This window comes from Halomonas smyrnensis AAD6 (assembly GCF_000265245.1).
GTDB classification, from domain to species: Bacteria; Pseudomonadota; Gammaproteobacteria; order Pseudomonadales; family Halomonadaceae; genus Halomonas; species Halomonas smyrnensis.
On the sequence record NZ_AJKS02000004.1, the window covers coordinates 154461 to 175194 of the forward strand.

Sequence of the window (20734 nt, forward strand, 5' to 3'; positions counted from 1 at the left end):
CGCCGCCGCCGACCAGCTTTAAGCTGCCTGTGGGCGATCCGAGATGACAAGGGAGAAAGGGCATGGAACGGTTCTGGCTAGGCGTGAAACTGGTGCTGCTGGCGCTGGTGGTGATACTGATCGTGCAGAATCTGAATCTGGTCCAGGTGCGCCTGCTGACCTGGAGCTTCTCGATACCGCTGGCGCTGCTGATCGCGGCTCTCTACCTGCTCGGCATGGTCAGCGGGCGCAGCCTGATGGGGCTGGTGCGGCGCCTGCGCGGCCAGCAGGGGCATGCCAAGCACCGCTGAGTCGCCGGAGGTTCGGGCGGTCATCCACTACTCGACGTGGGTGACCGCCTGATGCCGTGAGTCCAGATGCCACGGCAGGCCCAGGCGGGCGTTGCGCTCCAGCTCGGCGATCACCTGGGCGCCGAGCAGTAGGATGATGGCGCCCACTTCCAGGGTCAGCAGCACCACGATCAGCGTCGCCAGCGAGCCGTAGACGGCGTTGACGAACGACAGGTGGGCGAAGTAGTAGATCAGCAGCAGCCGGGCGCCTTCCCACAGCAGGGCGGCGACGAAGCCGCCCACCAGGGCGCGCCTGAGCGCCACCTTGACCACCGGCATCACCTTGTAGATGGCGCTGAACAGCAGGAACACGCCGGCGAAGCTGGTCAGGTTCAGCGCCGTGTTCGAGAGCCCCGCCAGGGGCAGCTCCTGGCCCAGCAGCGCCATCCACAGCGTATTGACCGCATCCGCCAGGCTGACCAGCAGCGTCAGGCCCATCAGCCCCGCGCCCAGCACCACCATGAAGGCGTAGGGCATCAGCACCGAGACCCAGGCCGAGCGCCCGACGTGGGCGTCGGGGGCATGGAAGATGATCGCCAGGGCGTCCTCCAGCATGCGAAAGGCGAAGGAGCTGAACACCAGCAGCACCGGCAGGCCCAGAATGCCGATCGCCTCCCGCGAGTCGAGCAGCGAGCGCACGGCGTCGAGCAGCACCTCGGCGTGGGCGGGCGTCAGGTGGCGCGCCTGGATGGCCAGCAGGGTGAGCAGCTGCTGCTCGTCGACCACTCGCGCGAGCAGGACCACCATCACCGCGAACAGCGGCACCACCGACAGCAGGATGTTGTAGCCCACGCCGCCGGCCAGCAGGATGCCGCGATTGCGCAGGAAGGCGCAGAGCACGCGCCAGACGAAGCTCAGTACCCGCCGGGTGTGGCGAAAATGGCGAGACGACGAAGTGGCGCTGGCGGGAGGCGGTGTCATGGCGGGGCCGGGTCGAGGAAGTCTGACGGCATGATAGGCCGCTCGACGGCGTTGGCGTCAATCCCGTGCCGCCTTCGCTCGATGTCGTCCTGAAGCAGCGGGATGGCATTCACCGGCCGCCGGGACGGCGGGTATACTGACGGCCTGAGCCGCCCGGGCGGCCATCCCAACCGAGGTAAGGAGCAAGTCGTGATCGAAGGGGTCAAGCACATCGTCGCCGTGGCGTCCGGCAAGGGCGGAGTGGGCAAGTCCACCGTCACCGCCAACCTGGCGCTGGCCATGGCCGCCGAGGGCTATCGCGTGGGCGTTCTGGACGCCGATATCCACGGCCCCAGCCAGGCCAAGATGCTCGGCGTGGCCGAGGGCGCACGCCCCGAAGCGGCGGGCGAGAAGACCATGAAGCCGATGCGGGCCCACGGCCTGCAGGTGATGTCCATGGCGTTTTTGATCGATACCCGCGAGCCCACCGTCTGGCGCGGCCCGATGGTCGCCGGCGCCTTCCAGCAGCTGCTGACCCAGACCGTGTGGGACGAGCTGGACGTGCTGTTCGTCGACATGCCCCCGGGCACCGGCGACATCCAGCTGACACTGGCTCAGAAGGTGCCGGTGGGCGGCGCGGTGATCGTCACCACGCCCCAGGACATCGCCCTGCTGGACGCGCGCAAGGGCATCGAGATGTTCCGCAAGGTCAACGTGCCGGTGTTCGGCGTGGTGGAGAACATGAGCCTGCACGTCTGCTCGAGCTGCGGTCACAGCGAGCCGATCTTCGGCGAGGGCGGCGGCGAGCGCATCGCCGAAGAATACGACACCCGCGTGCTGGGCCAGCTGCCGCTGACGCTGTCGATCCGCGAGCAGGCCGACGGCGGCGCGCCCACCGTGGTCGCCGAGCCGGACGGCGAGGTCACCGCCAGCTTCCGCGCCATGGCCCGTCAGGTGGCCGAGCAGCTCGAGGGCGCCTCGTCCGACACGGGCCCGGCGATCTCGTTCAGCGACTGAGCCCGCCGGCGGCGAGAACCGTGACGCCCGCTCCCGGGGCCGCTATCATGGCGGCCCCTATTCGTTTCGATTCCACCCAGCAGGACGACCCATGAGCATCAAATCCGACCACTGGATCCGCCGCATGGCCGAGCGGGAAGGCATGATCGAGCCTTTCGAGGCCGACCAGGTGCGCTATGTGAACGACCGGCGGGTGATCTCCTACGGGACGTCCAGCTACGGCTACGACGTGCGCTGCGCCGACGAGTTCAAGGTGTTCACCAACATCCACTCGGCGGTGGTGGACCCCAAGGGCTTCGACGACAACAGCTTCGTCGACGTCAAGGGCGACGTCTGCGTGATCCCGCCCAATTCCTTCGCCCTGGCGCGCACCGTGGAGTACTTCCGCATTCCGCGCAGCGTGCTGACCATCTGCCTAGGCAAGTCGACCTATGCCCGCTGCGGCATCATCGTCAACGTCACGCCACTGGAGCCGGAGTGGGAAGGGCACGTGACCCTGGAGTTCTCCAACACCACCAACCTGCCGGCCAAGATCTACGCCAACGAGGGCGTGGCCCAGATGCTGTTCCTGGAGTCCGACGAGGTCTGCGCGACCTCCTACAAGGACCGCGGCGGCAAGTATATGGGGCAGAGAGGCGTGACCCTGCCGCGGACCTGAGCACCGGTTAGACGGAAAGCGCCGAGCTACAAGCGCCAAGCTAGAAGCGCCAAGCTACAAGAAAACCCCGAAGGTTGAGCCTTCGGGGTTTTCTGTTTCTCTGGGCGATATCAGGCTATCGACTTGCAGCTTGCAGCTTGCAGCTTGCAGCTTGCAGCTTGCAGCTTGCAGCTTGCAGCTTGCAGCTTGCAGCTTGCAGCTTACTCCTCGATATCCTCGTCCAGCTCCTCGGCCGCGTCGGCGTGGGACATGCGCAGGCCCTGTTCCGGCAGCGGCATGCCGTCGAAGCGTGCGCCGCCTTCGCCGAACTGCAGGCGACCCTCCAGGCACCACTTCACGGCGATCGGGTAGATCAGGTGCTCGCGGGCGTGGACCTTGTCCTTGAGGCTTTCCTCGGTCTCGCCGTCGGCAACCTCGACCGCCGCCTGGAGCAGCACCGGGCCGCCGTCGAGCTCTTCGGTGACGTAGTGCACGCTGCAGCCGTGCTCGGCGACGCCGTCGGCCAGCGCCCGGGCGTGGGTGTGCAGGCCCTGGTAGGCCGGCAGCAGGGACGGATGGATGTTGATCAGCCGGCCCAGGAAACGCTGCACGAAGCGCGGCGTCAGGATGCGCATGAAGCCGGCCAGCACCACCAGGTCGGGCTCGTGACGCTCGATGACCTTGATCAGGGCGCCGTCGTAGGCCTCGCGGCTGTCGTATTCGCGATGGGGCAGGGCGACGGCGTCGATGCCGGCCTCACGGGCGCGCTGCAGGCCGTAGGCGTCGGCCTGGTTGGAGATCACCGCGACGATCTCGCCGCCCAGGCGGTCGTGGACCTGCTCGTCGATCAGCGCCTGGAGGTTGCTGCCGTTGCCGGAGATCAGCACCACCACCCGCCGAGCCTCGGCGGGCTCGGGGGTGAAGTCCTGCAGGGTATCGCTGCTGTAGTCGTTCTCGCTCATCCCTTCAGGTTCTCCAGCTGGACGACCTCCTCGTCGTCACCGCGGGCGACGATCTCGCCGATGCGGTAGACCGTCTCACCGAGGCCCTGCAGGTGGGCGCGGGCCTGGTCGGCCTTGTCGGCCGGCACTGCGATGACCATGCCGATGCCGCAGTTGAGCACGCGGTACATCTCGTTTTCCTCGACGTTGCCCTGCTGCTGCAGCCAGTCGAAGACCGCCGGGCGTTCCCAGCTGGCCACGTCGACGCGGGCGGCGGCGCCCTCGGGCAGCACGCGCGGCAGGTTCTCGGTCAGGCCGCCGCCGGTGATGTGCGACAGGGCGTGCACCGGCACGTCGGTTTCCTTGATCAGCGACAGCAGCGGCTTGACATAGATGCGCGTCGGCGCGAGCAGCGCCTCGCCCAGCGGCTTGCCGTCGATGGCGGTGTCCAGGGAGGCGTCGGAGACCTCGAGGATCTTGCGGATCAGCGAGTAGCCGTTGGAGTGGGGGCCGGAGGAGGCCATGCCCAGCAGCACGTCGCCCTCGGCGACCTGGCTGCCGTCGAGGATCTCGTCCTTCTCGACCACGCCGACGCAGAAACCGGCCAGGTCGTAGTCGTTGCCCTCGTACATGCCGGGCATCTCGGCGGTCTCGCCGCCCACCAGGGCGCAGCCGGCCTGCTCGCAGCCGGTGCCGATGCCGCTCACCACGTCGGCGGCGATGTCCACGTCGAGCTTGCCCGTGGCATAGTAGTCGAGAAACATCAGCGGCTCGGCGCCGGCCACCACCAGATCGTTGACGCACATCGCCACCAGGTCGATGCCGATGGTGTCGTGGCGGCCCAGGTCCATGGCCAGGCGCAGCTTGGTGCCGACACCGTCGGTGCCGGTGACCAGCACCGGCTCGCGGTAGCCGCTGGGCAACTGGCACAGGGCGCCGAAGCCGCCCAGGCCGCCCATCACCTCGGGGCGGCTGGTGCGCTTGGCGACGCCCTTGATGCGGTCGACCAGCGCGTTGCCGGCATCGATGTCGACGCCGGCGTCCTTGTAGCTGAGGGAGGCGCCGCTCGGGCGGTTGGTGGAATCGGTCATGGCCTGTCCTGTATGAACATTGCGGTCAATAATGCCCTTGGCGCTGTCGGCGCCGCCGGGCTGGGCAAGATGGGGCGTGAATTGTAGCATCACGGAGCACGGCTCGCACCGCCGTGCCGGGCATCACACAGGGAGAGCGAGATGCGCAGACAGGGGTGGGTCCTGGCCGTCACGGCGGCGCTGGGGCTGTGGTTCTTCATCAGCATCGAACCGGTGCTGATGCCGTTTTTCATCAGCGCGGTGCTGGCCTATCTCGGCGATCCGCTGGCCGACCGGCTGGAGGAGAAGGGGCTGTCGCGGCGACTGTCGGTGTCGCTGGTGTTCCTGCTGCTGACGCTCGTCATCGTGCTGACGCTGCTGCTGGTGATTCCGCTGCTGGGCCGCCAGATCGGCCAGCTGGCCCAGCTGCTGCCGACGGCCCTGGACTGGGTGCAGGCCACGGTGCTGCCCGAGATCCGCCGCCTGACCGGCATCGATCTGGGCACCGACTTCGACCAGCTGCGCCGGGCGCTGCTCGACAATTGGCGCGAGACGGGCACCGTGGCCGCGACCCTGCTGGCCAAGGTGTCCCAGTCGGGTCTGGCGCTGGCGGCCTGGGTCGGCAATCTGGCGCTGATTCCGGTGGTGACCTTCTATCTGCTGCTCGACTGGGACGTGCTGGTGGCCAAGCTGCGTGGGTCGCTGCCGCGCCAGTGGGAGCCGGCGGCGGCGCGCCTGGGCGGCGAGTGCGACGAGGTGCTGTCGGCCTTCCTGCGCGGCCAGCTGATCGTGATGCTGTGTCTGGGCGTCATCTATGCCGTCGGCCTGACCCTGCTGGGGCTCAAGTTCGGGCTGCTGATCGGCCTGCTGTCGGGGCTGGCCAGCATCGTGCCCTATCTCGGGGTGATCGTCGGCATCGGCGTCGCCGGCCTGGTGGCCTTCTTCCAGTTCGGCGACTGGCTGATCCTGCTGGCCGTGGCCGGGGTCTTCGGCTTCGGCCAGCTGGTCGAGAGCACCGTGCTGCAGCCCAAGCTGCTCGGCGACAAGATCGGCCTGCATCCGGTGGCGGTGATCTTCGCCGTGCTGGCCGGCGGCCAGCTGTTCGGCTTCACCGGCATCCTGCTGGCGCTGCCGGTGGCCGCCGTGGTGATGGTAGTGTTGCGTTATCTTCACGAGCATTATAAAAACAGCACACTTTATGACGCGGGACGCAGCCCCCAGGACGAGGAGTCAACATGAGTCGAGCACCCGCGCAGCTCCCGCTGGGCGTGGGGCTGCGTGACGACGCCACCTTCGCCAACTTCCATCCCGGCCCCAGCGCCACTCTGGTCGATCGACTGAAGCGGCAGCTGGACGACGACGGCGAGCCCTTCCTCTATCTGTGGGGCGGCGAGGGCGTGGGCCGCAGCCACCTGCTGCAGGCCGCCTGTCACGCCGCCTCGGATCGCGACCGTCGCGCGCTCTACCTGCCGCTGGAGGAGCTCGGTCACTTTCCGCCGCTGATGCTGGAGGAAGTGGAGCGGCTCGATCTGGTCGCCATCGATGACATCGACCGCGTGGTGGGGCGAAAGCGCTGGGAGGAGGCGCTGTTCCACGCCTTCAATCGCCTGCGCGACGAGGGCAAGCGGCTGGTGATCGCCGCCGAGGCGCCGCCGCGTCAGCTGGCGGTGAAGCTGCCCGACCTGGCCTCGCGGCTGACTTGGGGCATGACCTTCCACGTTCAGGGACTGGGCGACGATGATCGACTGGCCGCCCTGCAGCTGCGGGCGCGGGTGCGCGGCATGCAGCTGCCGGACGAGGTGGCGCGCTATATCCTGCACCGCGGCCCGCGCAAGCTCGATGCGCTGTTCGACGCCCTGGAAACCCTCGACCAGGCCTCGCTCTCGGCCCAGCGCAAACTGACCATACCGTTCGTCAAGCAGGCGCTGGGCTGGTAGTCCGCGCCGGCTCGCCCGGGCCGGCGTTCCTGCCTTGTTTTCTCGGCGCCTCGCCTGGCGTCCCTCTCAGCGGCTCAGCTGCACCTCGTGACGCCGGCCGTCGGAGAGTGACACTTGGTGGATGATCACCCGGCGTTGGCCGCTCGCGGGATCGACCACGCTGCTCGAGACATAGAAGCTGCCAGACGGCAGGCCGCGCAGCACGAAGTAGCCGTCGCCGTCGGTGCGGGTGGTGTGGGTGTAGGCCCGGGCCCGCGGATCGGCGGGCTCCACCGCGCGTCCGGCCAGCGCCTGTTCGGCGGCCTCGGCGGAGTAGGTGGTGATCGGCGCTACCGAGACGGTCTCGCCGCGGCCGACCACGGTGCCCGAGGCGGTGTTCAGGGTCAGCCGGCCGCTGAGCGCGGCGCTGCCGGTCTTCTCCAGGGCGGCGTATTCGTCGGCGGGGAAGGACACCTGACGCGGCACGCGGCCCCGGGACGTCGTTGTCGTGCCGGGGGCCTCGCCGCCGATGTCGATCACCTCGGCGGGGCCGCGTCGCGTGGCGCCGTCGGGCGGCAGCAGCTGGCAGCCGGTGAGGATCAGGCCCGTCAGGATGGGCAGACCGGCGGATCGCAGGGCGCGTGTCGCCACGCGGTTCATCGTACTGGTCGTCGCACTCTTCATCGCACTCTCCCGTGAGGGTTGGCCCTGTGCGGGGAAGAGCTTAACGCATATGCACAACGAAAGGGCCACCGCCGATGGCGGTGGCCCCGAGAGACTGCCTGGACCGCTGGGCTTACTTGGCGGCCTTGGTCGCGGTCTCGGTGGCCTGCTTGACGTTCTCTTCGGTCAGCTTCTGGCTCTGCTGGACGAAGTCCTGCTGCAGGGAGACGACCTTCTCGGCGTCGCCCTTCATGCGCTCGGTCAGGTCCTTGGCGACCTTCTGCTGGCCTTCCATGTAGCTGCGCAGGCCTTCGGCATCCTTGACGTCGAGCAGGGCGCGAAGCTGGGCCATGCCGGTTTCGGTATAGGCGCGGCCGGCCTCGAGCTGGGCGTTGGTCAGCTTCTCGGCGTAGTCCACGGACAGGCTGGCATAGGCACGGGCCGGGCCGAAGAACATGGATTCGAACTGTTCGGTGAACTGCTTGGTATCGAAGTTTTGCATCGTCTTCGCCTCCTGTGATGGCGCACGTTGCGAAGGCCTGGGCTGGATGCCGCCGCCTTCTCTCCTCTGTTGCAATGCACAATAGCAGCGCCTTTTGTGCAGTGCAACATCCTCGATTCGGCTTTTCGCCCTGTCGGCGTCTTGCAAGCCGGCGGGTGCGCCACCATGGTGACAGGAGACCATCAGCCAGGAGGCGAACATGAGCGAGCACCGCATCGAGCGCGACAGCATGGGCGAACTGGAGGTCCCGGCCGATGCCCTCTACGGCGCCCAGACCCAGCGGGCGGTGAACAACTTCCCGGTATCCGGCCAGGCGATGCCCACGGGCTTCATTCATGCCATCGCCCGCATCAAGCTGGCGGCGGCCCGGGTCAATCGCGACCTGGGGCTGCTGGACGCGGCCCGGGCCGAGGCCATCGAGGTGGCCGCCGAGGCGGTGATCGCCGGCGACCACGACGACCAGTTCCCGGTGGATGTCTTCCAGACCGGCTCCGGCACCTCCAGCAACATGAACGTCAACGAGGTGATCGCCCACCTGGCCAGCCGCGACGGCCTGGACGTGGGGCCCAACGACCACGTCAACATGGGCCAGTCGAGTAACGACGTCGTTCCCACCGCGCTGCATCTCTCGGCGGCGCTGGGCGTGGCCTGCGAGCTGCGCCCGGCGCTGGTGCACCTGCGCGGCACCATCGACGTGCGCGCCGAGGCGTTGGACGACGTGGTCAAGACCGGCCGTACCCACCTGATGGATGCCATGCCGCTGCGCCTGAGCCAGGAGCTCGGCGGCTGGTCGAGCCAGGTCGGCCAGGCCATCGAGCGCTTCGACGATGCCATGGGGCGACTGTGCCGGCTGGCCCAGGGCGGCACCGCGGTGGGCACCGGCATCAACGCTCATCCCGAGTTCGCCAGCCGGATGGCCCAAGAGCTCGGCCGGCAGACCGGGCTGTCGCTTTCGCCCAATGACAGCTTCTTCGCCAGCCTCGGCAGTCAGGATGCGGCGGTGGAGCTGTCCGGCCAGCTCAAGGCGCTGGCCTGCACGATCATGAAGATCGCCAACGACCTGCGCTGGATGAACTCCGGGCCGCTGGCGGGGCTCGGCGAGATCGAGCTCGAGGCGCTGCAGCCGGGCAGCTCGATCATGCCGGGCAAGGTCAATCCGGTGATTCCCGAGTCGGCCGCCCAGGCCGCCGCCCAGGTGATCGGCCACGATGCCGCGGTGACGGTGGCGGGGCAGAGCGGCAACTTCCAGCTCAACGTCATGCTGCCGCTGGTGGCGTATAACCTGCTGGATTCGATCACCCTGATGCGCAACGCCGCCTGGCTGCTGGCCGACCGCGCCATCGCCACCTTCAAGGTGCGCGAGGATCACCTGAGCGAGCCGCTGTCGCGCAATCCGATCCTGGTGACCGCGCTGAACTCGGTGATCGGCTACGACGCCGCGGCGGCCATCGCCAAGAAGGCCTACCAGGCGGGGCGGCCGATCATCGACGTGGCCGACGAGGAGACCGATCTCGGCCGCGAGGAGCTCGAGCGGCTGCTGGATCCGGCCGGGCTCACCCGAGGCGGCATCCCGGGCTAGGCCTCGGCGAGATGGCCGGGGGCGTCAGTCGTCCTGCTCGCGCTCCCGAGCCTCCTCGACGGTCTCCACCGCGTCGCGATGCTCGTCTGTGGTCGCCGTCGGATTCTCGTGCTCGTCGGCGCGGGCGGGGCGATAGCACAGCGTGGTCAGGATCGGGAAATGGTCCGAGCCGAAAGACGGCAGGCGGCGCATGCGCCCGAGAGTGAAATGCTCGCTGGCGAAGACGTGATCCAGCGGCCAGCGCAGCAGCGCGTGCTGGGCATGGAAGGTGCTGAACATGCCTCGGCCGCGGCGCGGGTCGAGCATGCCGCTGACCCGGCAGAACAGCCGGGTGCTGCGCGACCAGGCCACGTCGTTGAGATCGCCCGCCACCACGGTGGGCACCGGGTCCTGATGGATGAGCTTGGCCACCAGCATCAGCTCGCCGTCCCGCCACAGCGACTCCTCGCTCTCGCTGGGCGCCGGCGGTCGCGGGTGCAAGGCGTGGAAGCGGATATGATCGCCGCTCTCGAGCTCGATGCCGCAGTGGATCGAGGGGATGTCGTCCTGGATCAGCCACTTGACCTTCGGGTCGACCAGCGGCCTGCGGGAATAGAGGTGCATGCCGTAGAGGTTGTCCAGCGGCACGCGTACCGCATGCGGCCAGTCATCGCCTAGCCCCTCGTCGAGGCGCTCGCCCCACCAGGCGTCGGATTCGAGGGTCAGGATCAGGTCGGGGTCCTGCTCGCGGATGATCGCGAGCAGGGCATCGCTGTCGCGGTTGGGGGTCAGCACGTTGGCGACCAGCAGCGTCAGGCAGCGATCCGGGCGGTCGTTCCGGGCGCGCTTCACCTGCACCGGCCACAGCGGTGTCCAGGGTAGGATGTAGCGCAGCTGGATGGCGAGCACGGTGACGCCCGTGGCGGCGATCCAGGGCGTCATGGCCGCATCGGCCAGCGGCGAGGCCAGCGCGCAGGCGGCGCCGGCGAGGCCGATCTGCAGGCGCGGGAACTCGCAGGCCCTCAGCCACCACCAGTGCCCGGGCACCCGGGCGATCAGGCTGGCCAGCAGCACTAGAACGGCGATCCCGCCGAGCAGCCATCCGAGTATCCCATCGAGCATCTCACTCTACCTCGCGTCGGTCCATGATAGGCGCCGTCCGTCACGCCCGTCGTTCGAGGGTAAGGGCTAAGGCGATCGATCGCGAGGGCAGTGAGAGGGAGTATCACGCATCCGGGCGATGCAGAGGCGTCGCCCGGAATCTGCGGAGCTTTGTGTGATGGTCTTGGGCGCTGGCTCAGCGCAGGGCAGATTCGCGGTCTGTTTCAACCCGCTCTGCGGCTCGGTCTCGAGCAGCCTCGAGCTCGGTCAAGAATTCCTGACCCTGCTCGCCATACTGTTCCAGATACCAGTCCTTAATGGGCGCCGCATAGCTTCTGAATTGTTCCATCTCCTCCTCGGTCGGCGTGTAGAGCTCCCCCCCCGATTCTTGCCATGCCGCGTAGGCCTCGAGCTCCTTGCGCGGCTGCATGCCGAACTGCACCACGCCCATCAGCGCGGAGGCATCGGCTACGATGCGCTGCTGTTCAGGACTCAGGGATTCGAACTTCTGATTCCCCATCAACCACATGGAGGCCATATAGGCATGACCGTCCAAGGTGATGTACTGGAGGACTTCCTGGAAGTTCATGTTGGTGATGTCGGAGATCGAGTTTTTCGTGCCGTCAACCACGCCGGTCTGCAGCCCCGTGTATACCTCCAGCCAGGGCAGGGGGGTCGGGGAGCCACCCATTTCGCGGACCAGGCGCTGCTGGATTTCCGATTCGATGGTGCGGAATCGCAGCCCTTCCACGTCGGCCGGTGAGCGAATCTCGTGTTCGGCATTGGCAAAGTTACGCCAGCCACCGGTCTGGGTCATGGTCATGAGTCGGATCCCGTTGCCGGTCGACTCGAGAATCTCGCCGCGCAGGTAGTCGGTGAGCTGCGGATCCGACAGCATACCCATGGCGGTGCGGTCGTCCGGGAATGTGTAGGGGATATCCATGCCCTGGATCGGCGGATAGATACCGGCCACGCCACCTGCCGTCGCCGTGAAAAGGTCGACGATGCCGGCCTGCATGGCTTCGAAACATTCATTCGCTGAACCGCAAAGCTGTGGGCCGACGAAAATGTTGACGTTGACTTCTCCGTCGGTGCGGCTCTCGACGTAGTTCTCGAAGACCAGTGCGGCGTCGTATTCTTCGTCCTGCTCGTTGGCCAGCAGTACCAGATTCAGGTCTACCGCCTGTGCCATGGAGGCCGCGCCGAGGGTGGAGGCAAAGAGGACGGCGCTGGCGATGCGGGATGGCTTGAAGCTCGAGATTTTCATTGTTTTGACCTTTATTTTCACTTGATGAGTGGCGTTGACGAGGCGCTTATGCGACGTAACCGAAGGCGCGCGGCAGGGCGAGTACCAGGTCCGGCACATAAACCAAAGCGAAAAGAATGCCGATCTCTACCAGGAAAAGCGGCAGCATTTCCCAGGCAATCTTTTCAATTTTCTCGTTGCTGATACTGCCGACGACAAACAGCACCAGACCCATGGGTGGAGTGATAAGACCCATGATCAGCGTCACGCTCATGACGACGGCGAAGTGAATGGGATCGACGCCGACACTGATCATGACCGGTGACAGGATCGGGCCAAGGATCAGGATGGCGGGTCCGGCATCCATGATGGTGCCGATACCCAGCAGGAAAATCACCACCAGGAAGAACAGCAGGGCCGGGTCGTCGGTGATGCCCAGGATGAATCCGCTGACAAGCTGAGGGGTTCCCTTGAGGCTGACCAGCGAGGCGAAGGCTACCGCGGCACCGACCAGCAGCAGGACCACGGCCGAGCTAAGCGCTGCCTTGCCGAAGAGCCTCGGCAGATCACCCAACTTGAGGTCACGCGTGACGAACAGGCCAAGAATCAAGGCGTAGAAGGCGGCGATGGCGGCACCCTCCGTGGGGGTGAAGATACCGCCCACGATGCCACCAATCAGAATCACCGGCGTCAGCAGGGGCATGAAGGCGGCGACGAACGCTTTCCACTTCTCGTTCCAGCTGGCTTTGGGCAATGGCTCCGGGAATTCCTTGAAACGCGTCATCACGGAGATGGTGATCATGAGACCCACGCCAATCAGGATGCCCGGCACGATGCCGCCGGCAAACATCCCCGCGACGGACACGTTCATGATGAAGGCATAGAGGATGAAGATGCCGCTTGGCGGAATGATGCTGGCAATCACGGCCGATGCCGCCGTCACTGCTGCCGAGAAGCGATTGGTGTAACCCGAGGACTTCATGGCCGGGATCATCACCGAGCCTAACGCCGAGGCGTCCGCGACCGCCGAGCCTGAACCGCCTGCGAGCATCAGCGAGGAAGAGACGGATACCTGCCCCAGTCCGGCACGACGATGGCCGATCAGGGTTTCGGCAAAACGCACGATCCTGGAGGTCACCCCACCTGCCGTCATCAGCTCGCCGGCCAGGATGAAGAAGGGCAGTGCCATTAGTGGGAAGCTGTCGATGCCCGCGAAAAGGCGTTGGAAGAGCAGATCCAGGAACATAACCTTGCCTTCCAGCAACAGGCTAATGCCCGGTGCTATCAGCATCAGGAAGACGATCGGCATGCCGATGATGAGCAGACCCGCGAAGATCCAGAGATAGGCGAATGTCATGATCAGGCCCCCGCCTGGTGGTGGTCGAGATCCTGATCGAGCGCTGCAAGCTTGGTTGCTGCCTTGGGTGAGATCAGGGACAGGGTCGCGCGCAGGAGCCGCTCCAGCGAACATAGCGCGGTGAGTGCGAAGCTGATCGGTAGCACGTAGTAGACCTGGGCCATGGGGATGCCCAGCGACAGGCTATGAGTGGTGGCGCCGCGCTCGATACGGTCGAACCCGAGCTGGATGCACCAGATCAGCGTGGCGAGAATGGCGGCCTCGATCAGTACCTGGAGTAGCAGCCAGGGGCGCGAGCCTCGAAAAAAATCGGTACATAGGTCGAGGCTGACGTTGAGGCCTTTCTTGTGGGCCGCTGGAAAAAACAGGAAAGCCATCCACACCATCATGTAGCGGGATAGTTCCTCGGTCCAACCGAAACTGTTTCCCAGGGCATATCGATAGATGACGTGCACGATCATCACAACCAGCATGGCGGCCAGCAGCAGCGTCGCCGTGTAACCGGCCCAGCGCGTCGTCTGTCGGTTGAGGCGATCGAGGAGGGATACGAGCGTTGGCATGCTTTGTCTCCGGGAGCCGCTCTTGCCGGATGGAAGTTACGTCCAGCGGCGGTCGCGTGTTTATTGTCCGTGTTCGGATCGCCGCGGCATCCGTCTTCGCAGCGCTACGAAATAGTAGATTTGCCCCCTAGGAGTGTCAAGCCGACCAAAGGCGGAAAAATCGCCACAAATGTTCAACTAAAGTATTAATTTTTCAACATTTTATGAATTTTCAATACGTTGGCATTAGTGGCTTGCGTTGCCTAGTGGCGTTGAGTTGACAGCGACCCTGGGCTGGCACAATATTTCGTAGCGCTACGATTTTGATCGCCGTGCCGGCCATGGCGAATAACCGAGAGGCAAAAAGATGAACAAGGACCGACGCACCATTGACCAATTGCGCAGCCAGCGCTGGTACAGCTCCCCGGACATGCGCGGTTTTGCACATCGGCAGCGTACGCAACAGATGGGGCTGCGTCGTGAGGAGTTCATGGACAAGCCGGTGGTTGGCATCCTCAATACCTGGAGTGATCTGAGTCCTTGTCATGCCCATCTGCGGGATCGGGCGGAAGCCGTCAAGCGCGCGGTTTGGGCCGCTGGCGGCTTCCCGGTTGAGTTGCCCGCCATGTCGCTCGGCGAGGTAATGGTCAAGCCCACCACCATGCTGTATCGCAACTTCCTGGCGATGGAGGCCGAGGAGCTGCTGAGGTCGCACCCGATCGATGGCGTGGTCATGCTGGGGGGATGTGATAAGACCACCCCCGGGCTGCTGATGGGAGCCATCAGCATGGATATTCCGGCGATCTTCTGCCCGGCCGGGCCGATGCTCAATGGCAAGTGGAAGGGCAAGACCCTCGGGGCCGGCACCCACACACGCAAGTATTGGGATGAACTGCGCAGCGGTAATATCACCCAGGACGAGTGGGTGGATCTCGAGTCGCGTATGACGCGTTCCAACGGGACCTGCAACACCATGGGCACGGCCTCTACCATGACCTCCATCGTCGATGCCATGGGCCTGACCCTGCCTGGAGCTTCCAGCATCCCGGCGGCGGATTCCGGCCACACTCGTATGGCGTCCGAATGCGGCTCGCGCATCGTCGAGATGATCTGGCAGGACCTCAAGCCCTCCACGTTCCTGACGCGTGAGAGTTTTCTCAATGGTGCCCGCTGCTACATGGCCATGGGAGGGTCCACCAATGCCGCCGTCCATCTGATCGCCCTTGCCCGCCGTGCCAATGTCGAGCTCTCGCTGGATGACTTGGATGCCGTGGCCCGGCAGATTCCAGTGCTCGCCAATATCTTTCCTTCGGGCGAGTATCTGATGGAGGATTTCTACTACGCGGGTGGTCTTCCTGCGCTGCTTCAGCGCCTGGGCAGCCATCTGTCGCTGGATGTCGGTGGCATCTCGGGCCGATCCCTCGGCGAGTGGGTCGCCAACGCGGAATGCTACAACGACGATGTCATTCGTCCCTTTGACAAGCCGGTTACCCCCGGGGCCGCACTGGCCGTGCTGCGCGGTAACCTGGCCCCGAGCGGTGCGGTCATCAAGGCCAGTGCCGCGAACCCCGATCTGGCCAGACACCGTGGTCGTGCCGTGGTCTTCGATAACCATGCCGACCTGGTGGCACGCATCGATGACCCCGAGCTGGAGATCACGGCCGATTCCGTGCTGGTGCTGCGCAATGCCGGGCCCAAGGGGGCGCCGGGCATGCCGGAATGGGGGGCGCTGCCTATTCCCAAGAAGCTCCTGGCCCAGGGCGTGCGAGACATGCTGCGGATTTCTGATGCGCGCATGAGCGGCACCCACTATGGCACCTGTGTACTGCATGTGGCGCCTGAATCGGCCGTGGGTGGTCCCCTGGCCCTGGTTCACGATGGTGATGAAATCGAGCTGGATGTCGAGGCCCGCCGTCTCGAACTATGTGTCACGCCTGATGAGCTCGACGCCAGACGCGCGGCCTGGCGAGCCCGAAGTCCACGAATCGATCGCGGTTACACCGCGATCTTTCAGGAACATGTGACCCAGGCCGACCAGGGATGCGATTTCGACATCCTGCAGAGCGGTCAGCGACAAGACGAACCCGAAATCTTTTGAGGTGGATGACATGACGCTTCCCGTGAACCGTTTCAAGCAGTGGCTGGGCGGGTCCAAGGTGCCGGTAGGCACTTGGCTGATGACCGCCAGCCCCAATGTGGCAGAGGCGATCGGTTTCGCTGGCTTCGATTACGTGATGCTCGACATGGAGCACGTGCCGGTAGACGTGCCCCAGGCCATCGCCATCATGCAGGCCGTGGCGGGAACCCCGGCGGAATTGGTAGTGCGACTACCCTGGAACGATCCGGTCATGGTCAAGCGAGTGCTTGACAGCGGTGCGCAGACCCTGATGTTCCCCTACATCCAGAGCGTCGAAGAAGCACGTCAAGCGGTGGCCTCCACTCGCTACCCTGGTCGTGGTTTCCGTGGCGTGGCGGCCGTGCATCGGGCCAGCCGCTACGGCACCGTCAAGCGCTATCTGCATGAGGCCGACCGCGAGATCGGTGTCGTGCTTCAGCTCGAGACGCCAGAGGCCATAGCGGCCCTGCCGGAGATTGCGGATGTGGAAGGCGTTGATGCCCTATTCATAGGCCCGGGGGACCTGTCGGCCGCCATGGGGTATATCGGTGACATTCGTCATCCCGAGGTGCAGGGCATGATCGGGGATGCCCTCGATGCTTGCCGGGCTCGCAAGATGCCATGTGGCATCGTTGGCGCCGACCCCGAGCTGGTCGGTGACTACATCGCCAAGGGCTTCGGTTTTGTGGCCATTGGCTCCGACATGAGCTTGATGATGTCTCGTGCCCAGGAGTACCTCGCTGTTCTGCACGGTGAGACCGCAACCACTGAGAACAGCGGTGTTTATTAAGCATGGCTGAGCCCCTCACGCTGTCGTCATCGTTCTGGGAGCTGGCCCTTGTGCCCTCTATCGGCGGAGCCGTGTCGCGCCTGAGCTTGGTGGGGCGCGACGTGCTGCGTCCCCTTGGCGCGGAGCTGTCCGAGGACGCGAAGGCGGTGCGACACAGCGGTGGCTACATGCTGGCGCCATATTCCAATCGCATCGCCGATGCTCGCTTCCCCTGGGATGGCAGTCCCATCCGGCTGGCCCGGAACTTCGGCGACCACCCTCACAGCCTTCACGGTTTTGCCTGGCAGCGTGGCTGGACGGTGCAGGCGAGCGATCCGGGCAGCGCGAGCCTAGTGCTCGATCATCCCGCAGACACCGACTGGCCGTGGCGCTGCCGGCTGCGGCAGATCTGGAGGCTTAACGGCCTCGACGCGACGTTGACCCTCGAGGTCGAGAATCTCGATGAGCGTGACATGCCGGCAGGCATCGGCTGGCACCCTTACTTCCTTCGGGAAGGGCTCGACATGGCCTTTCGCTGCAAGGGTGTGTGGCTGAACGATGATCGCCAGCTCCCCCGCACGCATGTCGATGTGCCGGCCGAGTGGGATTTCGACAAGCGCCGCCCGCCTGGCCCGGCGACGCTGGATCACTGCTTCACGACCTGGGACAGCAGGGTCGATCTGGCCTGGCCCTCGCGCGGCATCGCCATCAGCATGACGGCATCCGAGGCCTTCTCTCATCTGGTGGTGTTCACCCCGGCTGGGCGTGACTTCGTCGGCATCGAGCCGGTGAGCCATGCCAACGATGCGCTCAACATGGCCGACCCGGTCGCCGCGGGTATGCGACGACTGCCGCCTGGCGAGCGCCTGACCGGCCATATTCACCTGACTGGCGAGATCACACCATGAATCATTCTCCATTTCGCACTGTGCTGACGGCCCAGGCGGCACTGGGCGAGTGTCCGCTCTGGGCTTCTGAGGAAGGCGTGCTCTACTGGGTGGATATCGAAGCACCGAGTTTGAACCGGTTCGATCCTGGAACCGGCGAGAACGTTGCCTATCCGCTGCCCGAGCACATCGGCTGCATTGGGCGTCGTCGGCAGGGCGGCTTCATCGCGGGGCTGCGTTCCGGCCTGTGGCTGCTCGATGAGCAGGCTCGCCCTCAAACTTGCCTGGCAAGGCCCGTCAGCGACACGTCCATCAGCCGTTTCAATGACGGCCGCGTGGATCCCTGGGGCGGCTTCTGGGCCGGCACGATCCATGAGCCCCGCGACGCCCCCCTGGCCAGCCTTTACCGGGTGGCGCCCGACCTGAGTTGCCAACGTTTGGCCGGCGAGGTGCTGGTGTCAAATGGCGTGGCCTTCAGCCCGGATCGTCAATGGGCCTATCACTCCGACACTCCTAACCATGTCATCTACCGCTATCCGTTGGATCCACGAAGCGGCGAGTTAGTTGGGTCCCGGGAAGTGTTTCATCAGTTTCCTTTCGGCAATGGACGCCCGGACGGGGCGGCCGTCGACAGTGAAGGCTATTACTGGTCGGCCCTGTTCGAGGGGGGGAGAGTGGTGCGTCTTTCTCCCGCGGGCGAGATCGTCGCCGAGTACCCAGTCCCGGCACGCTGCCCGACCATGTGCGCCTTCGGCGGGGCGGATCTCAAGACTCTCTACGTGACCAGTGCCCGGCATGGCCGGCCGGCCGAGGAGTTGTCGGCCTATCCGCAGTCCGGAGATCTCTTTGCCATGCGCACCGAGGTTGCTGGACGTCCCGAACCGCTCTTTGCCGGCTGACGCCGGTTCACTTTCAAGACTCAACAGGAGCCCATCATGCTTAACCTCCAGGACAAGGATCTGCTGCGCCAGGCATGCCTGATCAACGGCGAATGGGTCGGTGCCGACGATGGCGCCGCCGATGTCGTGACCAACCCTGCGGATGGCAACGAGATTGGCCATGTTCCACGTCTCGGCGAGGCCGAGACGCTGCGCGCGATCGACGCTGCCGATAACGCCATGCGTGAGTGGAGAGGTCGAACCGCCAAGGAGAGGGGGGTGTTATTGCGCCGCTGGCACGATCTGATGCTTGAGCATCGCGAGGATCTGGCGGTGTTGATGACCGCTGAGCAGGGCAAGCCGCTGGCCGAGGCTCGCGGTGAGATCGGGTTCGCGGCGAGCTTTCTCGAGTGGTTTGCCGAGGAGGGGCGTCGTACCTACGGCGATGTGATTCCGAGTCCCATGGGTGATCGCCGAATGATGGTGGTCAAGCAGCCGGTTGGGGTTTGCGCCGCCATCACCCCGTGGAACTTTCCGGCCGCCATGATCGCCCGCAAGGCGGGGCCGGCCTTGGCCGCCGGGTGCACCATCGTCATCAAGCCGGCGGGGCAGACGCCCTACTCGGCGCTGGCCATGGGCGAGCTGGCGCTGCGTGCCGGGATTCCAGCCGGGGTGGTCAACGTGGTTACCGGTGACGCACGTGGCATCGGTGGTGCCATGACGTCGAGCGCCAAGGTGCGTAAGTTGAGCTTCACCGGCTCTACCGCCATCGGCAAGCTACTGCTGCGGCAGTGCGCCGACACCGTCAAGAAGGTATCCATGGAGCTCGGTGGCAATGCGCCGTTCATTGTCTTCGATGATGCGGACCTGGATCAGGCCGTCGAGGGGGCGATGGTGGCCAAGTTCCGCAATGCCGGTCAAACCTGCGTGTGTGCCAATCGGATCTTCGTGCAGGACAGCATCCATGATGCCTTCGTCGAGCGCCTGGCCGCCCGTGTAGCCGAACTCAGGGTCGGTGCCGGTCATGAGGCGGGGGTGGATGTCGGCCCGTTGATCGATGCAGCCGCCGCGGACAAGGTCGAACAGCAGCTGCGCGATGCCGTGGCCAAGGGAGGCAGGCTGCACCAAGGAGGAGAGCGGCTGTCGGGCAATTTCCTGTCTCCGGCCGTGGTCGCGGACGCCACGCGGGACATGGAGTGTTTCTCGGAAGAAACCTTCGGCCCGCTGGCTCCGGTATTCCGGTTCGGCGAAGAGGAAGAGGTCCTTGAACTGGCCAACGATACGGAGTACGGCCTGGCGGCGTATTGCTTCACCCGTGACCTGGGGCGTGCCTGGCGCATGTCCGAAGGCCTCGATTACGGCATGGTGGGGATCAACAATGGCCATGTCTCCACCTGCGAAGCACCGTTTGGTGGCGTCAAGGAATCCGGCCTGGGACGCGAGGGCGCTCATCAGGGAATCGAGGACTATCTCGAGACCAAGTACATCAACATGGCCATCTAGGAGGCGACCGCATGAGCGAACAGTCTCAAGCTCAGTATCATTCCCTGCGGGACAAGATGATATTCGTGTCGGGCGGCGGTTCTGGCATCGGCGCCGCCCTTGTGCGCGCCTTCGCGGGCCAGGGGGCTCGCGTCGCCTTCGTCGATATTGACGTGGTTTCCTCGGAGGCCCTGGTGGCCGAGTTGTCCCCGGCATCTGTGCACTTCTATGAATGCGATATTCGTGACATAGAGCGCCTTCAGGGCGTGATCGCCGAGGTGGAGCGCGAGTTGGCCCCCATCGACGTGCTGATCAACAATGCCGGCCTAGACGATCGCCACGCGATCGAGGAACTGACCCCCGACTACTGGGATAACTGCCAGGCGATCAATCTGCGTCATCATGTCTTCGCGACACAGGCAGTGCTGCCTGGCATGAAACGGCGCGGCGAAGGCAGTATCATCAACCTCGGCTCTATCTCCTGGATGCGCGGTCGTCCGGGCATGGTGGGCTATACCACGGCCAAGGCGGCCATCAACGGGCTCACCCGCACCCTGGCCCAGGAGATCGGTGTCCATGGTATCCGAGTCAATGCCTTGGTGCCCGGTGCCATTCTGACCGAGCGGCAGGAGCGTCTCTGGCTGACGCCGGAGCTCAACCAGCGCTTCCTCGACCAGCAGGCGCTGAAGTTTCGTCTGCAGGCCGACGACGTGGCGCGCATGGCGCTGTTCCTCGGCTCCGCGGAGAGTCGCGGCTGCACCGGCCAGAATTTCGTGGTCGATGCGGGCCTGACACTCAATTGAGCGGAGCCGGCTTCGGGGAGCCA

21 protein-coding genes are annotated in these 20734 nt (G+C 65.3%); 12 read left to right on the top strand and 9 right to left on the bottom strand.

Annotated features, from left to right (window positions below; translation table 11 throughout):
• The first annotated feature begins 62 nt into the window (after positions 1-62).
• On the top strand, positions 63-290 hold the full coding sequence (locus UYS_RS0206345; protein WP_016854666.1) for a lipopolysaccharide assembly protein LapA domain-containing protein: 228 nt from the start codon (positions 63-65) through the stop codon (positions 288-290).
• Between the two features lie 27 nt (positions 291-317).
• Here UYS_RS0206345 and UYS_RS0206350 read toward each other — a convergent pair whose 3' ends face one another.
• On the bottom strand, positions 318-1250 hold the full coding sequence (locus UYS_RS0206350; RefSeq protein ID WP_051008810.1) for a YihY/virulence factor BrkB family protein: 933 nt from the start codon (positions 1248-1250) through the stop codon (positions 318-320).
• A 192-nt stretch (positions 1251-1442) separates the two neighbouring features.
• Here UYS_RS0206350 and apbC point away from each other — a divergent pair, with 192 nt between their 5' ends.
• Both apbC and dcd read left to right on the top strand, forming a co-directional pair.
• The gene (gene apbC / locus UYS_RS17025; protein ID WP_237738431.1) at positions 1443-2246 is read left to right on the top strand and encodes an iron-sulfur cluster carrier protein ApbC; all 804 of its coding nucleotides are present in this window, start codon (positions 1443-1445) and stop codon (positions 2244-2246) included.
• Positions 2247-2337: 91 nt separating this feature from the next.
• Positions 2338-2904: a dCTP deaminase gene (gene dcd / locus UYS_RS0206360; protein WP_016854669.1), complete on the top strand. Its 567-nt coding sequence runs from the start codon at positions 2338-2340 to the stop codon at positions 2902-2904.
• Positions 2905-3104: 200 nt separating this feature from the next.
• Here the strand turns inward: dcd and purN are convergent, their stop codons facing one another.
• Both purN and purM read right to left on the bottom strand, forming a co-directional pair.
• Positions 3105-3845, bottom strand: a complete 741-nt coding sequence (gene purN / locus UYS_RS0206365) for a phosphoribosylglycinamide formyltransferase (protein ID WP_016854670.1) — start codon at positions 3843-3845, stop codon at positions 3105-3107.
• Complete coding sequence (purM, locus tag UYS_RS0206370) at positions 3842-4915, bottom strand: phosphoribosylformylglycinamidine cyclo-ligase (RefSeq protein WP_016854671.1); 1074 nt, start codon at positions 4913-4915, stop codon at positions 3842-3844. The genes purN and purM overlap by 4 nt, the downstream gene beginning before the upstream one ends.
• 141 nt (positions 4916-5056) lie before the next feature.
• On the opposite strand from purM, the gene UYS_RS0206375 reads away from it, so the two are divergent.
• The gene (locus tag UYS_RS0206375) at positions 5057-6133 is read left to right on the top strand and encodes an AI-2E family transporter (RefSeq protein ID WP_016854672.1); all 1077 of its coding nucleotides are present in this window, start codon (positions 5057-5059) and stop codon (positions 6131-6133) included.
• Positions 6130-6831, top strand: coding sequence for a DnaA regulatory inactivator Hda (hda, locus tag UYS_RS0206380; RefSeq protein WP_016854673.1), 702 nt, complete (start codon positions 6130-6132; stop codon positions 6829-6831). Before UYS_RS0206375 ends, hda begins: the two co-directional genes overlap by 4 nt.
• Before the next feature lie 66 nt (positions 6832-6897).
• Here hda and UYS_RS0206385 read toward each other — a convergent pair whose 3' ends face one another.
• Entirely contained in the window at positions 6898-7494 is a 597-nt protein-coding gene (locus UYS_RS0206385) for a hypothetical protein (protein ID WP_237738428.1), read from the bottom strand.
• Positions 7495-7606: 112 nt separating this feature from the next.
• Entirely contained in the window at positions 7607-7975 is a 369-nt protein-coding gene (locus UYS_RS0206390; protein ID WP_016854675.1) for a phasin family protein, read from the bottom strand.
• 199 nt (positions 7976-8174) lie between these two features.
• Between UYS_RS0206390 and UYS_RS0206395 the strand changes: the two genes are divergently transcribed.
• On the top strand, positions 8175-9554 hold the full coding sequence (locus tag UYS_RS0206395) for a class II fumarate hydratase (protein WP_016854676.1): 1380 nt from the start codon (positions 8175-8177) through the stop codon (positions 9552-9554).
• A 24-nt stretch (positions 9555-9578) separates the two neighbouring features.
• On the opposite strand, the gene UYS_RS0206400 is transcribed toward UYS_RS0206395, so the two are convergent.
• From UYS_RS0206400 to UYS_RS0206415, 4 genes are all read right to left on the bottom strand, one after another.
• Positions 9579-10643 carry an endonuclease/exonuclease/phosphatase family protein gene (locus tag UYS_RS0206400; RefSeq protein ID WP_026068392.1) on the bottom strand — a complete coding sequence of 355 codons (1065 nt, stop codon included), beginning with the start codon at positions 10641-10643 and terminating at the stop codon, positions 9579-9581.
• A 187-nt stretch (positions 10644-10830) separates the two neighbouring features.
• On the bottom strand, positions 10831-11901 hold the full coding sequence (locus UYS_RS0206405) for a TRAP transporter substrate-binding protein (RefSeq protein ID WP_016854678.1): 1071 nt from the start codon (positions 11899-11901) through the stop codon (positions 10831-10833).
• Positions 11902-11947: 46 nt separating this feature from the next.
• Positions 11948-13237 carry a TRAP transporter large permease gene (locus UYS_RS0206410; RefSeq protein WP_016854679.1) on the bottom strand — a complete coding sequence of 430 codons (1290 nt, stop codon included), beginning with the start codon at positions 13235-13237 and terminating at the stop codon, positions 11948-11950.
• Between the two features lie 2 nt (positions 13238-13239).
• Complete coding sequence (locus tag UYS_RS0206415) at positions 13240-13797, bottom strand: TRAP transporter small permease (protein WP_016854680.1); 558 nt, start codon at positions 13795-13797, stop codon at positions 13240-13242.
• 346 nt (positions 13798-14143) lie between these two features.
• Between UYS_RS0206415 and araD the strand changes: the two genes are divergently transcribed.
• Genes araD through UYS_RS0206445 form a run of 6 tightly spaced genes read left to right on the top strand, consistent with a single transcriptional unit; the run spans position 14144 to position 20711 of the window.
• On the top strand, positions 14144-15874 hold the full coding sequence (gene araD, locus UYS_RS0206420) for an L-arabinonate dehydratase (protein ID WP_026068393.1): 1731 nt from the start codon (positions 14144-14146) through the stop codon (positions 15872-15874).
• Between the two features lie 10 nt (positions 15875-15884).
• Positions 15885-16682 carry an HpcH/HpaI aldolase family protein gene (locus UYS_RS0206425; RefSeq protein ID WP_016854682.1) on the top strand — a complete coding sequence of 266 codons (798 nt, stop codon included), beginning with the start codon at positions 15885-15887 and terminating at the stop codon, positions 16680-16682.
• 2 nt (positions 16683-16684) lie between these two features.
• Positions 16685-17569, top strand: coding sequence for an aldose 1-epimerase (locus UYS_RS17030; RefSeq protein ID WP_051008811.1), 885 nt, complete (start codon positions 16685-16687; stop codon positions 17567-17569).
• Positions 17566-18447: an SMP-30/gluconolactonase/LRE family protein gene (locus tag UYS_RS0206435; protein ID WP_026068394.1), complete on the top strand. Its 882-nt coding sequence runs from the start codon at positions 17566-17568 to the stop codon at positions 18445-18447. Before UYS_RS17030 ends, UYS_RS0206435 begins: the two co-directional genes overlap by 4 nt.
• Before the next feature lie 36 nt (positions 18448-18483).
• Complete coding sequence (locus UYS_RS0206440; RefSeq protein ID WP_016854685.1) at positions 18484-19929, top strand: NAD-dependent succinate-semialdehyde dehydrogenase; 1446 nt, start codon at positions 18484-18486, stop codon at positions 19927-19929.
• Between the two features lie 11 nt (positions 19930-19940).
• Positions 19941-20711, top strand: a complete 771-nt coding sequence (locus UYS_RS0206445; RefSeq protein WP_016854686.1) for an SDR family NAD(P)-dependent oxidoreductase — start codon at positions 19941-19943, stop codon at positions 20709-20711.
• Positions 20712-20734: the final 23 nt, after the last annotated feature.

What these genes read in the sequence shown, in the direction of transcription:
- UYS_RS0206345 (WP_016854666.1), top strand. Translation starts at nt 63, where the DNA reads ATGGAACGGTTCTGGCTAGGCGTGAAACTGGTGCTGCTGGCGCTGGTG.
- UYS_RS0206350 (WP_051008810.1), bottom strand. Translation starts at nt 1,250, where the DNA reads ATGACACCGCCTCCCGCCAGCGCCACTTCGTCGTCTCGCCATTTTCGC.
- dcd (WP_016854669.1), top strand. Translation starts at nt 2,338, where the DNA reads ATGAGCATCAAATCCGACCACTGGATCCGCCGCATGGCCGAGCGGGAA.
- purN (WP_016854670.1), bottom strand. Translation starts at nt 3,845, where the DNA reads ATGAGCGAGAACGACTACAGCAGCGATACCCTGCAGGACTTCACCCCC.
- purM (WP_016854671.1), bottom strand. Translation starts at nt 4,915, where the DNA reads ATGACCGATTCCACCAACCGCCCGAGCGGCGCCTCCCTCAGCTACAAG.
- UYS_RS0206375 (WP_016854672.1), top strand. Translation starts at nt 5,057, where the DNA reads ATGCGCAGACAGGGGTGGGTCCTGGCCGTCACGGCGGCGCTGGGGCTG.
- hda (WP_016854673.1), top strand. Translation starts at nt 6,130, where the DNA reads ATGAGTCGAGCACCCGCGCAGCTCCCGCTGGGCGTGGGGCTGCGTGAC.
- UYS_RS0206385 (WP_237738428.1), bottom strand. Translation starts at nt 7,494, where the DNA reads ATGAAGAGTGCGACGACCAGTACGATGAACCGCGTGGCGACACGCGCC.
- UYS_RS0206390 (WP_016854675.1), bottom strand. Translation starts at nt 7,975, where the DNA reads ATGCAAAACTTCGATACCAAGCAGTTCACCGAACAGTTCGAATCCATG.
- UYS_RS0206395 (WP_016854676.1), top strand. Translation starts at nt 8,175, where the DNA reads ATGAGCGAGCACCGCATCGAGCGCGACAGCATGGGCGAACTGGAGGTC.
- UYS_RS0206405 (WP_016854678.1), bottom strand. Translation starts at nt 11,901, where the DNA reads ATGAAAATCTCGAGCTTCAAGCCATCCCGCATCGCCAGCGCCGTCCTC.
- UYS_RS0206410 (WP_016854679.1), bottom strand. Translation starts at nt 13,237, where the DNA reads ATGACATTCGCCTATCTCTGGATCTTCGCGGGTCTGCTCATCATCGGC.
- UYS_RS0206415 (WP_016854680.1), bottom strand. Translation starts at nt 13,797, where the DNA reads ATGCCAACGCTCGTATCCCTCCTCGATCGCCTCAACCGACAGACGACG.
- araD (WP_026068393.1), top strand. Translation starts at nt 14,144, where the DNA reads ATGAACAAGGACCGACGCACCATTGACCAATTGCGCAGCCAGCGCTGG.
- UYS_RS0206425 (WP_016854682.1), top strand. Translation starts at nt 15,885, where the DNA reads ATGACGCTTCCCGTGAACCGTTTCAAGCAGTGGCTGGGCGGGTCCAAG.
- UYS_RS17030 (WP_051008811.1), top strand. Translation starts at nt 16,685, where the DNA reads ATGGCTGAGCCCCTCACGCTGTCGTCATCGTTCTGGGAGCTGGCCCTT.
- UYS_RS0206435 (WP_026068394.1), top strand. Translation starts at nt 17,566, where the DNA reads ATGAATCATTCTCCATTTCGCACTGTGCTGACGGCCCAGGCGGCACTG.
- UYS_RS0206440 (WP_016854685.1), top strand. Translation starts at nt 18,484, where the DNA reads ATGCTTAACCTCCAGGACAAGGATCTGCTGCGCCAGGCATGCCTGATC.
- UYS_RS0206445 (WP_016854686.1), top strand. Translation starts at nt 19,941, where the DNA reads ATGAGCGAACAGTCTCAAGCTCAGTATCATTCCCTGCGGGACAAGATG.